6 protein-coding genes are annotated in these 13,932 nt (G+C 39.7%); all 6 read right to left on the bottom strand.

Features of this window, described 5'->3' with window-relative positions:
* Nucleotides 1-108: 108 nt before the first annotated feature.
* The 6 genes from VCM39_RS01465 to VCM39_RS01440 all read right to left on the bottom strand — a co-directional run bounded on the left by VCM39_RS01465 (nucleotide 109) and on the right by VCM39_RS01440 (nucleotide 13,932).
* Complete coding sequence (locus tag VCM39_RS01465; protein WP_221649127.1) at nucleotides 109-3,273, bottom strand: glycoside hydrolase family 2 TIM barrel-domain containing protein; 3,165 nt, start codon at nucleotides 3,271-3,273, stop codon at nucleotides 109-111.
* A gap of 96 nt (nucleotides 3,274-3,369) precedes the next feature.
* A complete protein-coding gene (locus tag VCM39_RS01460) occupies nucleotides 3,370-4,713 on the bottom strand; it encodes a T9SS C-terminal target domain-containing protein (protein WP_289293588.1) in 1,344 nt (447 codons plus the stop codon).
* Between the two features lie 115 nt (nucleotides 4,714-4,828).
* Nucleotides 4,829-6,802 (bottom strand): discoidin domain-containing protein, encoded by a 1,974-nt coding sequence (locus VCM39_RS01455; RefSeq protein ID WP_255585436.1) that lies wholly within the window; start codon nucleotides 6,800-6,802, stop codon nucleotides 4,829-4,831.
* An 84-nt stretch (nucleotides 6,803-6,886) separates the two neighbouring features.
* Nucleotides 6,887-10,012, bottom strand: coding sequence for a GH92 family glycosyl hydrolase (locus tag VCM39_RS01450; protein WP_322932446.1), 3,126 nt, complete (start codon nucleotides 10,010-10,012; stop codon nucleotides 6,887-6,889).
* Between the two features lie 130 nt (nucleotides 10,013-10,142).
* Nucleotides 10,143-11,630: a hypothetical protein gene (locus VCM39_RS01445; protein ID WP_322932445.1), complete on the bottom strand. Its 1,488-nt coding sequence runs from the start codon at nucleotides 11,628-11,630 to the stop codon at nucleotides 10,143-10,145.
* Between the two features lie 16 nt (nucleotides 11,631-11,646).
* Nucleotides 11,647-13,932 (bottom strand): GH92 family glycosyl hydrolase, encoded by a 2,286-nt coding sequence (locus VCM39_RS01440; protein WP_322932444.1) that lies wholly within the window; start codon nucleotides 13,930-13,932, stop codon nucleotides 11,647-11,649.

Here is a 13,932-nt window from a genome sequence, read left to right as displayed (position 1 = left end):
TCCTCTTCTTTTTTATAATAAGGCTGAGACTTTATAATACTGGAATAGAAACTTACAGAAAATAGCTATCCAATAAAAGACTTCTTATGCGCTGAAAGGGTGATAACCTTAAAAAGATAACAACTCCGGTTGTAGCCAAAAGCTATAAGCATGATATCTCAACAGAACCAAATATTCGGAATGTACAGGCTTTCCCCAAGAATTATCACCGCCTACTCCTTTTTGTGCATAATCAATATTCAGATAATAATCTTTCTCTTCTACCATATCTACTGACGAACGCATCCGTGTACCTTCTTTAGTAAAATATCCGTTCTGTCCCGTAAACTGAATATTAAAACAGAATATTGGTTCACCTGTTACTTTCAAAACATGTCCATTGGGACTCTTTAATTGCAACCAACGAACATCTGTACGATACCCATTCTCTTGCGGACGGATATAGTTATAAGGAAGTTCATAAACCGGTATCTCATATCTTCCTACTAATGCAGCAGTTTTACGATCCGAATAGTTCTCCCAAGGACCACGTCCATACCATTGTGCCAATGAAAGTTCTGAATTTATATTGGCAACCTGTCCTATCCGGGGAATGGACATATTGGATTCTCCATTATAATAATTCGGTGTAAAATAGTTATCTACTCGTATCGTACCATCAGCATACACTGTGTAATCCGTATCAAAGAAAATAGTGTGCTGGGGTTTATCCGAAACAGTAAATTGAGTTTTAATATGTACCTTTATCTGACCATATTGCTTTATTCTCTTAGACACAGCAGCAACAGGTTCTGCTGTAACCTGTAATACTTTCATTTTAGAAGCTGCATCTTTCCAGACATTGTTCTCACTATCCCAGTCATCATTATCTGTATTAACACGCCAAAAATCGGGTAGAAGGGAAGATTTCAGATAGTCAAAATTCTCATATTGCAAAGATTTCAATCCACCTTTTTGTTTATCAAAAAGCAAATTCAGCCCACGTTCTCCTTTTATACCGATCACAGTATCATTCTCCCAATAAGTCAATGTTTGGCTTAGCGTATCAACGGTCATTTTTTTAGCCGAACGGTTCAATGGAATCTGATCATAAGCGACTGTCCAACCCTTAGGCAACAAACCGTCTGCTTCCTTTTGCTTGAATTCGACATTCAAAAAGTATTCATATTGATCAGAAAGAATCGTTTGATAGGGTATAGTCAACAAGCCAGTTGCGCGAGGCGTTAATGCAAACGGTATACTACCACTTTCTACTACGTTCCCATCCTGCAAAACATTCCACACCAACTGATATTTATCAGCATTGGTAAATGAAAACGTATTTGTCACTTCAAACATCTTCTCTCCCAATTTACTACGCCGTACGCGCAAGCTTTGTAAAACTTTCCTAGCCTCATACGCATGGGGATTAGGTTTTCTATCCGGAGAAAACAATCCATTAATACAAAATGCCCCATCATTACGAATCTTTTCCTGACCAAATCCACCTCCGTACTCATAGTAATGTACCCCATTACGATACGCATCCATTCCCTGATCTACAAAATCCCATACAAAACCACCTTGTAACACCGGATAAGTCTCTATCAGATCCCAGTAATCCTGAAAATTCCCAAGACTATTACCCATAGAATGTGCATACTCACATTGAATGAGAGGCATACGAGTATCGGGCGACAAGGCATAGTTCTTCATAATCTCTCCTTTCATATACATGGGACAATAAATATCCGTATGCGGTAAAGTCCCTGCCTGCTCAAACTGTACCAACCGACTCTTATCAAGTGTTTTCAGCATTTTATAACCTTCGATAAAATTGAGGCCGTCACCACATTCATTACCCATAGACCAGATAATAACTGAAGGATGGTTTTTATCTCTCTGAAACATACGATTCATACGATCCAAATGAATATCTGTCCATTCGGGATCACAGGCTATGTGTTTTTGAGGATCTATTACATTCTGTAAAGCCGCTCCCAAGCCATGCGATTCAATATTAGCCTCATCAACTACATATATCCCATATTTATCACACAGCTCATAGAAATAGGGATCGCACGGATAATGACAGGTACGAATCGCATTGATATTAAATTGTTTCATCAACTCAATATCCTTCTCCATTGTTTCACGAGGAATATAATGTCCATATTTAGGATGATGTTCATGTCGGTTAGCTCCTTTTATATAGATAGGAACCCCATTTACCAAAAGCTGTGCATTCTTTATTTCGACTTTACGAAATCCTACTTTACATGAGCTATACGTGGTTTTACCATCTATCTCCTCTATCCCAATTAATAATGTATATAAATACGGTGTTTCAGCAGTCCAGTGTGTACAGTTCTCAATTACCTTTTCCAAATTCATATTTTGTTCTTTCAATCCGGACAAGGTAATGGTTTGTTTTTCTCCCCAGACTTCTTTATTCTCTTTATTAACTAAAGAGAAAGAGACATTAACCGAGGTTTTCCGTGCCTGAGTATTTTTTAGCGTATAGTTCAATTCCAACAGACCGTTCTTGTATTGTTTATCCAAATCTCCTATAACAAAGAAATCTTTTAGAAACACCGGAGATGTAGCATATAACCATACATCTCTTTTTATACCCGCCAATCGCCAAAAGTCCTGGCATTCCAAATAAGAACCAATGGAAAAGCGATAGACTTCAAGAGCTATCACATTCTCTTTCCCATATTGTATGTAAGAAGTTACATCAAACTCCGCCTGCATCTTAGAATCCTGAGAATACCCAACCTTTTGCCCATTCACCCAAATATAAAAAGCAGACTTGACAGCTCCCAAATGAAGTACCACACGTTTGTTCTTCCATGCCAAAGGTACATGAATTGTACGCCGGAATGCTCCTACAGGATTCCATTCCGTAGGAACACGATACGGATAAGGATTCACATAATTAAATTCGTAAGGATGATTCATATACAAAGGTTTATCATACCCTTGTAAAGGCCAACTACCTGGTACATCAATATCATCCCACTGAGACACATCAAAGTCCATCTGATAAAAGTCAGCCAAACGTTCGGTAGGTTTGTCGCAAAAATGGAATTTCCATTTACCATTCAGCAATATATTATCCGGAGCATTCTCATATCCCCCTCTCAATGCTTCATTTCTATCCGAATAATACCAAAACGTAGCACGTCCGTCTTCTCTGTTTATCCCGGTTATACGAGGATTTTCATACTCTTTCTGCTGTGCAGATGCAGATATACCAAGCATACATAATACAATATATATAATCTTCATTCTCTCCTATATTTTAAAACAAACAATAACTCCCCGATACATAAATATTTCCACATTAATGCATCAGGGAGTATAATACCTATTGATTAACCTATATTATTCATTTACAATCTTTCGTGTCACTACATCACCATTTACAGTCTGTGCTTTCACTACATACATGCCACGGGGCAATATAACAGAAGCTTCATTTATATCTCCGATTTTCTCACCAACCGCTATTCCATCCACCGAATATACATTTACCTTGTTTAAACCGTTACCTTTTGCATAAATAGTTCCATCTACCGAATAAATCCTTACCGCTGTTTCAGTATCATTCACATTCTGCAAGCCGGTTGAGACCTCTTCACGTCCATCAAATTCATCATTCAACACGATTTCATCGATATAGAACTTACCGGCAGGATTATCCCAATTATCTTCGCCATTGAATCCGAATAGAAATTCGATAGCAGCAATCGATTCACCTTTCAGTTCGGATATATCCATAACAAAATCTTCCCAAGCATTTGCATCATAAGGCATATATTCAGATCTAGCCTGATTACCCATATGATCCTTAACAATAACTCTGACTGTTTGTCCACCCGTATACATCATAATGTGAAGATTTGTATTCGGATAAGATGCCTTAACATAACCATTAATCGGCAATTGCAAAGCATGCCACCATGTAGCAGAAGCAGGTTTATTATAGCACAACGCTTTCTTAGTCAGATTTACAGATTCTGAAGCCGGATTATCTACTATCGAACAAGAAGCATTCGGATCAAACAGAGTCCAATCCAACAAATTCGTAGCTGTCATATCAGGGTCATCGAAGTTCACAATGTCAGTAATTTCAAGTTTATTTGCTCCATCCGGATAGAAGGTATCCAACAATTGGAAATCATCAAATAAATACTTTGTTTCGGGTACAGCTCCCGGACCACCCCATTGTAACTCCGGCTGTATCATTATCTTCCCAATACCTTTAGCATTCTTCAAATACTCCGACAAATCAATTACAATATCCTCCCAGGAGTTTGCCTTTGTATTGTTGAACATCAATTGATGTAACTGATTAACACCGCTTTCGTCATATATATGTATTTCACTTGCCCCCCCGATTCTTGTGCGATACATTTTAAAATGAAGATAAACGTGCTTATCCGACGCAGGTTTGAAATACACGCCTTCGGCCGGTAACATATTTACTTTATGCCACCAATCATGCTGGTTGGTAGCAGTAATCGCATAACACTTTTCCGATTTATTAATACTGTTCTTCTGAGGATTATCTTCAACACCTATCCTCTCTTCTCCCGTTCCTTCATAAGAAATATTCTCTAATACTAAAGAACTACCTTCAAAGTCCTCCCACAGAGGAGTAGAAATTTGTGCATTAACCCCCAATGCAAACACTGCCGTACATAAAGTAATAATTTTCCTTTTCATGATAAAGTTATTTAAAGTTATACAATCTGTTTTGAAAACGACCGCAAGTTAGCGAGGAGTCTAAAAAGCGGGATTCACGCTAGTAACATTCACTCGCTAATTGGTAACAACCGGCTTATTTTATATATTTTATACCTGTCACCGAGTTTGGCGCCAGTATTATGAGGCTTTTTTTATTAGAAAAAGCGGTTTCTGCACCATTCATTCCTCTTTCCGTATAAGTCACCGTATATTTTTCAATCTTTGAATAGTCCGCTTCCGAAAAAAGAGCAATCTTAACAGGATACTGATATTTATTGACTATAACCGTACAGGCCTCACCATTATTATTAATTAATGAAACCACATTCAAGTACTCCTCAGCTTCTGTATAATCAGTCTCCACAACCCGATTTTCACCTATACCGAGTCCAAGTGTTTTCGACAATAATCTGAATACATACGCTTTAGGCAGTAATCTTCCTTTTTTATTGCGTACATCCCATGCATAAAGCCCGTGTGCATCTGCTGAAATGCCTTGTTCAGTCGTTCCGTTTTCTGCAATTGCCTGTAAATAGTTCCAATGCATAGCTCCCGCCAGACCGTCGCGCATCCAGTTTACCAAACAATTCCCGACAAACAGATGTGATTTTGTTCCGATATAAGTTACCGAATCCGCAGCATTGCTAATAGATGTACTCCATTCTGTGAAATAAACCGGTAAATCACCATAGCCGAATTTTGCCAACTGTCCCTTTACCCTTGTTACAGTCTCTTGCTCTGTAGGAATGCCATAATCGCCATATACATGATGAGAATAGAAATTGAAGTTATCCTTATTAATACGTATGTCGGCAAAAAAATCACGATTCGTACTGCCACCGACTCCACCATCCGAATGAGTCACAACAGAAGTTCCTCCCATCGGCATATCGGGAGTAATCTCCCTTACTACTTTTACACAAGTCATATAAATATCCGCCAAAGCTGCTCCTGCCGATGCATACGGGCTCTTATCAATCGTCATGAAATAACCCGGCTCATTATAGACCTCTACCCAGTCTATATATTTGTAGTAACGGCTATATACTTTACGAACAATATCTGCATAAACATCCAAATCCATCGGTACCCCTTTACTGGTTCCGTTGTATGCTAACCATCCCGGACAATAAGCAATAATCATCATTACTTTCATCCCGCTCTTCTTGGCACGAACAGCCAGTTCCAGGTCCGAGAAGTCCCAGGTATCCGGATTCTGCACATCATTTACATTATTAATATAGTCTTGATAAGTTATATTGGAAGGCAAAATTTTCTCAAGCCACATATCACAACGAATACAATTGAACCCGGCCTCTGTCAACTGAGGCAATATCTTACGCGAATGGGGTAAAGAAGGGTTCTGGCATCCACCAAATAACATATTACCGCAAGTATTATTTATTTTCCCGAAATCGACTGTAACATTCAAAGCATCACTGACCTCCTCATCAGTTGTAAACAAAACCTCACTCAATCCGAAAGCATTACCTCCCCAATTACCATTACCAATAGTTTTAGCAATCTGAAGACGTACATAACGAGCCTGAATACCCGATAGACGGATCGGAGTATTCTTTCCATCATTCAGATTGGTAGCATTCAGTCCGTCAATTCCGGAGGCCTGTGCTAACTGGAACGGATAGTTTGCATCAACCACGTAACCGGGATTTTCGGGAGCAGCCAATTCTGTCCAATTGGTATAGTCATCGGAATATTCTATTCGCATATTCTTCACCCCCTTGTTCAAATTGCCGGGTCGGTTGAAATTCCAGATATACAATCCCTGCAAACGATAGGATTTCTTTAAATCGAATGTCAGCTTCACATCTCCCAACACTCCCGACCGACTACACCACATGGTAGAGCCATCGGCAGCATCGTCATGCGTAGCATCCAAAGATTTCTCCGACATACCCGAAAAGTTCACCAAATTGCCAGACAGCATGATACCATCCGAGTTACTAGCAGACACGCTGACAAATGGAATAATATTTTCAGTTCCAGCCGCACTTAACGACAACGAACAGAAAAAAGCAAGCAGCATATAAATCAATTTCTTCATCATTTATTTATTAATTGATAGATTCATTAAAATTTAACTCATTATTAGAAGGCCAAATAATAATCTACAAGCGGATAATCATATCATTTATTTTTTACAGGGTTCAATTACTCCCCAGGAAGTATTTGGTTTGTCTCCCATTTCCAGAATTAACTCTCCCCCCTTGAGTAGTTCTGAGGCCGGAAAATAAAATTGTTCCAATTCTTTTCCGTTCAAAGTAGCACTTTGAATATATTTATTACTCCTGGATACATTACGGGCTTCAATTGTAAAAGTTTTGCCACGATTATAGCGCTCGCCCAAGTCGATTACTACTTTTTCATAAAGAGGACTGGTTATCTCGTAAATGGGATCAACACGGCATCCTCCATCAGTTTGGAAGAGCCCTAATGTAGCCATCACAAACCATGAACTCATTTGCCCCTGGTCTTCATCGCCCAAATATGCATTGGCAATACCGGAACCATAATAGTTATCGATGATAGAACGAGACCATTTCTGAGTTAACCAAGGTTTATTTGCCCAATTAAACAAGAAAGCAAAGTGCATAGATTGCTGGTTACCTTGCACTACCGGATAATCCCAATACTGATCATTCGGAGCATTGTATCTCCAAGGTTCACTTGCTTCAAATCCCCAGTTCAGACGATCAACAAATTTTTTCTCACCTAACATATTAATCAGAGCTGGAACATCTTGAGGAACAAAGAAACTCAACTGCCAAGAATTACCTTCCACATAATGATGATCACGCCCCGATTGAAACGGATCAAAGTCAGATATAAAGTTACCGGCAGTATCACGCATATGCGCAAACCCATTCTCGGGATTAATGGCATTTTTCCACCAGTAACCACGTTCGTTAAAAGTATCATACTCCGTATATTTACCCAATGCTTTAGCCATTTGTCCAACCGTCCAATCATCATATGAGTATTCTAAGGTATTTGAGAAACGTCCTTTTTCAATAGGTACATATTTATACTGGAGATAAGGAATCAAATCACGATTCCCGGCAAACCCACCTGCAACATGCGTGGCAGGAGTGGTCTGCATCTTCTTCATAGCCTCGAAAGCTTTCTCCGAATCAAAATCACGGATTCCCATCTGATATGCCGCTACAATCAGAGGAATCTCATGTTCAGCCACCATCACCGGGATATACTCCATTCCGGCAGGACCTTTGGCCAGCCAACCGTTTGAATCATACATCGCCAGTTGCGAGTTCACCCACTTAGAACTCCATTCCGGAGTTACAAGATTCCAGAATGGATTCAAGTTCCAAAACGAATTCCAAAAAGCATCACATCCTAAAGCAGCATGTTCCGGATTAGTAAACTTACGCACTTTTTCATCAGGAGACATCCATTCACCGTTTATATCACTAAAAAGATTACGACAAAGTGCCCTGTACATATTTGTATAGAAACGTACTTTTTCAATACGATCATTCGTTGTTATAGTTAAACGGTCCAGAATGTCATTCCATACTTTCTTCTGATTCTGCACAACAGCATTAAAATCCCAATCAAAGCGGTCGGTAATCTCTTTTTGCAGATTTTCTGACGCATTAGCTATACTGACAAACGAAATACCAGTACGAAGCTGAACTACCGGATGTGTCCGTGTATCAAACTCTACATATAAACCGGCATCTTTCAAATCTTTTCCAGAAATACAATTCGAATCTACGAGTTGTGTATTTTTCCATCCGCCTATTTTCTTGATAGGAGCGTCGAACTCTATCACAAAATTCACCACATAATCCTGATCAGCATCATTACTCCATACACCAGGAGAATATTGATGGCAATATCCTTCAATTCTGTAATCGCTTACTTGTTCTACTTCAACGTCCGAAAGTTTATAATCATATTCCGCCTGAATATGCAAATCTATCATAACACGTCCATCCCGGTCTTTCGGAAAAGTATACTTCTGAAAACTAGCTCTTTCCGTAGCGGTTACTTCTGCTAGAATTTCCGTATCAGTAAGAAATACTTTATAATAGCCCAAAGGAGCTTCTTCACTTTTTTTATCAATACGCGAACGATATCCCTCATCCGGCCGGAACTGATCACCTACTTGCGTAAACAGTTTACCATTCGTAGGCATTATTCCAAGCCCGCCCATTGTCCATTCATGAATATGACTGAAACAACCTAATGTTTCGAATGTAGGCTGATAACCAGCTTGCCAACCTCCATTTTGATTATCAGGACTCAATTTTACCATACTAAACGGCATCCAAGGACCGGGAGCAATCATCCAACGCGAATGTGCCGTACCTATTTTCGTATCTACATAGTCAGCAAAAGTTTGTAAAGTTTGAGGAGAGCGAATTACAGAACCTTTCTCCAGCAACTGATTATTCGCAAAAACCTGATACTCACTCTTTTTATTCTTTTTGACAGCAGGCATCGGAACTTCAAAAATATAACGTGCAGTATCCAACAAGGCTGTAAAGATTTCTACTCCATCAAGTTTTACCATTAATTCCGGTTGCCCTTTCAGATGTTCTACATCTACTAACAAAGGCTGAAATTTTACTCCATTCTGTTCTATTTCATAAGTAGCAGATGATACATTACGCAGGAAAGCAAATTCATTATTTTCACCCAATATATCACTGTTCCCTTCCAGGCGAATCTGATCGAATACAATCCAGCCGCCCTCAAGTATCGAAATCTTAACAGTATTCCCTCCTTCCTTCAAGTCGGTGGCTTTAACGGGAAACTCCAATATTTGTTCTTTCGCTTCTTTCATATCGCCTTCAAGTACTTCTTTAGAGTGGCCTTTTATCTCAAATTTTCTCTCTACTGAATTTACTGTTACTTTCACTAGTGAACGGGTCGGATTAGCATCTACCAAGTCGACAATCAATTTAAATTCACCTTTCTTCGGCAATTTTGCAACATTAAATAAAATATTCGTTTCATGCGTTCTCCAACCGGAAGTATGCCATGTTCCTCCCCACGTATCGTCGGGGCCGGGTAATACATAAGGAAAATCCTTTTTAGCCACTGAAGTACCGATGATATAATAACGATCTTCATACCCGAAATCATTTGCCAGGAATTTTTTATATTCAGAGGGTCCCATCGCCAAATCGGCTCCGGAATTATCTCCACGACCAATCGTCCATACCACTTTGGCAGAAGCCAAAGAAGCGACAAAGCAGATCAACAAACAAAAGGAAATTACCTTTCTCATAATAACTCTTTATTTTTTCAATTTGGATATTATCAATTTAATATGAATTCGTATGCACTGTTAAAAAAATACTTCAGAAGCATAAAGCATACATTTTTTATAATTTACTGATTGAATATAGCTTATAAATTCAAAGCAGTATCTTTCGAGTTTCAGAATGGCCGTCCTTGCTAACAACCACCAAATAAAACCCTTTTGGTAAACCGCATAAACTAACAGAATGGCAGTCACCGCCCAATGGTATTTGTTCAGATATTAATTCCACCCCTGATAATCCTTTTACACAGACATTTTCCCAATCACCAACCACGGACAACAATTTGGTATCACGATTATAATAGAGCTTGAATTGGGCCGAAGAATTCACTTCCTCTATTGAACTGGGCAAATCCCCTGTAGTAAAAGTCAGAGTTTCTCCCTCTACCTTAATATTTGAGATCACAATTTCGGCCAATTCACCGTTACTGATGAATGGATACGGATTAGAAGTTGTATCAAACAAATTTCGACCATTTACATCCGAGAACAAGGCAGCATTCAAATCCCCTGTCTCATTAAGTCCGCCATCTTTGCGAAATACATAAAATTCCGGAATCCGATCAACAGAACCGCTTTGTGTAGTATTTACCCGGTAAATCAATAATCCGGATTCCGGTAAATTGCGTTCATAAACATTCTGATTATTGCGGTATTCCAGAACAAAGAATTCATTCGGATCGTCAGTAAGAATTTTATAGGCATTATTTGTCGGTTTATTGGCAGAATTTAATGTATAAGTAACGTTACTTCTGACTGCCGGAATCTCTTCCGCCCACATACCACCCGAATATTTCCAACGATTGTATACCAAAGGGAGAGTTAATCCAGGCCCATCCATTACATCCCACATGCCAACCGGACGGGGATACTCTGAACGGGAACGGTATAAATAAGGGAATCCCAGCTTATTCAACAGATAGCGGCAATGGGTAGCCAGAGAATTCCGCTCATAAAGAATCGTATAGTCTCTGATTTTCTTTCCACCCAGTTCAATATCTCCGTTTGCCTGAATGTAACGGTCGGAAAGCTCTCCAGTCTGAGGAGAATGCACTCCTTTATCCATTCCCCGGCCACCTCCCCGGAAAACGATTACAAAATCATCGATATATCCGTCACCGTCTTTATCATAAACATCTCCATCAATCTTCGCCGCTATTTTTTCAGCCAGTTCTTTTATAATAAAACCGATAGAAACATCTGCAAGCCCTGCGCTGATATCCTTTCCCCTGCATTCAGGGAAACTCTTTGCCCAAGTACTGTCGTAACAGTAAAAACAGTATTTCAATTCATAAGAACGTTCCGAAGTATCTTGACCGGGTACAGGAAAAACAGATGTGTTCACCTTCAATTTACCATTCGATACAGTACGTATATAAGACTGGACCGACATCTCTCCGGCACCATTGAAAAACTCTTCATAATAACTACCGGATTCATCAAAATCCGGATCATCAAGAAAACGAGCCAACACAACAATCCGGTTTCTTTCGCCCATCCATCTGTTATCGGCCTCAGCAGATAACCCACCGGTAATCGTGGCAAACAGTAAACAACAAACAATAAATCTCCAATCTTTCATAAATCAATTCTCCCAATTATAAAGGTTTGTTTCCCATTTCAAGAACCAACTTTCCACCATTCGCAATCGCACTGAATGGAATACGAAAGTTCTTCAGCAGTTTACCATTCAACCGGGCACTACGGATGTAACGGTTTTCAGGTGAATTATTCAAAGCCTCAATAACAAACTCTTTGCCCGTATAATATCGGGGATCAAGAGTAATTGTAATCTTATTGAACAAAGGAGAAGTAATATCAAGTTCTGAAGCAGAAGTTACTCCCCCATCCATCTCGAACAGCCCCATAGCGGACATTACAAACCATCCCCCCATCTGTCCTTCATCTTCATCACCTTCCCAACCTTTATAAAGAGAATCACCGTAAAAGCTATCAAGTATCTCTCTCGTATATTGCTGGCATAAAGCCGGTTTACCCAAATAATTGAATATAAAGGCGGAGTTCATATTCACTTCATTTCCCTGATTGATGTAAAATTCGGCAGATTGTCCCATCGTACGGTCAAATACATGCGCTGCAAAGTTGTGCTTCCGTGACTTTTCAAATCCTTCGGACAACCGTTCCAACGCTTTATCCTTACCGATTAACTCAATCAATCCTTCAATGTCATGAGGTACATACCAGGAATATTGCCAGGAATTACCTTCAATAAATCCCACATTCGAAAATACATCAAACTGATTGTCCCAATTACCGGACGAATCTTTGCAACATACATATTTATACTCCGGATGATAGACATTTTTATAATTCATGGAGCGGGTCTCCAAGAAAGCAGCTTCCTTCTTTTTCCCAAGTGCTTTTGCCAGTTGGGCTACACAAAAATCATCATAAGCATAATCCAGTGTTTTAGACACAACATTGATCTCACTCGGCATATAACCATACTTAATGTAAGCATCCAGATCAATCTGTCCGTATGTTCCTCCACAAGGATGTTCTCCACCGGGGTTGGTAACCATTTTATAAATAGCCTTATAAATATCTTCACCGTCCTTACGTATTTTTTTCTGATATGCAGCTACCATCAAAGCTACTTCATGCGAACCTTCCATAATACCGGAATACTCGATACCTGCCGGCCCTTTACCGGTCCAACCCGTATGCTTATACATCTCTAGCTGGGTCGTAACCCAATTATCTATAATCTCAGGAGAAAGAATAGACCATAATCCGTTCAGATTCCAATATGAATTCCAGAATGCATCACCGCCATAGACAGCCTCTCCCGGTTTTAGCTGCCGTATATTTTCACAAGCATCCCTATACTTTCCGTCTATGTCATTCCAGGTTTGCTTACCTGCATACGCACGATACAGATTTGTATAAAACTTGCATTTGTCCTGTTCAGTACCGCCCTCTACTTTGACCTTTCCCAACAGGTTATTCCAGGTTTGACGTGCATTATTTACACAGGCATCAAAATCCCATCCGAAGGGTTCCGCCACCTCCTCTTGTAAATTCAACCGGGCTCCTTCCATGCTAACCAACGATAAACCGGTCTGTACCAAAATCTCTTCTTTATCCGCTGTTTTATAAGTAACGTAAGCACCCATCTCACCTGAACCGGAAATCTCGCCTACATTCTCTATTATTTCCGTATCTTTCCAACCATTAAAAGAGTCGAACGGCTTACTGAAACGGATAGAGAAATAGAGTGTCCAATCATTCCAGCTACTCCAAGTTCCAGATACGCATTTCGCATATCCTTCAATCCGGGTATTACTGATCTTCTCGATAACTGCATCTTTCACAGAGAATCCGTAATCCCATTCGGTAGGAAACAAAAGATCTATTAAGACTCGGGAATCTTCACAATCCGGAAAAATGTATTTTTGGAAACTACAACGAGTAGTTGCCGTCATTGCAGCCTTTACCTGATGATCGTACAACTCCACTTCGTAATATCCCGGAGATGCTTTTTCCGTATCTTTCAGAATACGGGAATGATATCCCGCATTAGCTCCCTTGTAAGGAGAATCAGGTCCGGGATTCTCAATTGTGAAATCAGCAGTAGCGGGCATCATAGAAAGTCCGCCCATGGTCCAGGCGTGTATATGACTGAATGCCGACACGCTGTTTATTGCATATTCATATCCTCCCATCCATCGGTTTCCCTGATTATCCGGACCTATTTGTACCATACCGAAAGGCATCTGTGCATACGGCCCCAACATCCATCGGGAGTTGGATGTTCCGATAAAACAATTTACGTAATCCACCGGTTCTTTTTCATCGGCATTTACCTGAAACGCCGCAAACAAATAACACAACAGTATTGTCAATCTATACTTTATTCGCAT

Source organism: Bacteroides mucinivorans (assembly GCF_034654355.2).
GTDB lineage: Bacteria > Bacteroidota > Bacteroidia > Bacteroidales > Bacteroidaceae > Bacteroides > Bacteroides nordii.
The sequence above is the reverse complement of the archived record's forward strand: the minus strand, read 5'-3'. Positions and strand labels throughout refer to the sequence as shown.

Excerpts from the sequence above, each read along its gene's own strand:
- VCM39_RS01440 (WP_322932444.1), bottom strand. The coding sequence starts at position 13,932 with ATGCGAATAAAGTATAGATTGACAATACTGTTGTGTTATTTGTTTGCG.
- VCM39_RS01455 (WP_255585436.1), bottom strand. The coding sequence starts at position 6,802 with ATGATGAAGAAATTGATTTATATGCTGCTTGCTTTTTTCTGTTCGTTG.
- VCM39_RS01465 (WP_221649127.1), bottom strand. The coding sequence starts at position 3,273 with ATGAAGATTATATATATTGTATTATGTATGCTTGGTATATCTGCATCT.
- VCM39_RS01450 (WP_322932446.1), bottom strand. The coding sequence starts at position 10,012 with ATGAGAAAGGTAATTTCCTTTTGTTTGTTGATCTGCTTTGTCGCTTCT.
- VCM39_RS01460 (WP_289293588.1), bottom strand. The coding sequence starts at position 4,713 with ATGAAAAGGAAAATTATTACTTTATGTACGGCAGTGTTTGCATTGGGG.
- VCM39_RS01445 (WP_322932445.1), bottom strand. The coding sequence starts at position 11,630 with ATGAAAGATTGGAGATTTATTGTTTGTTGTTTACTGTTTGCCACGATT.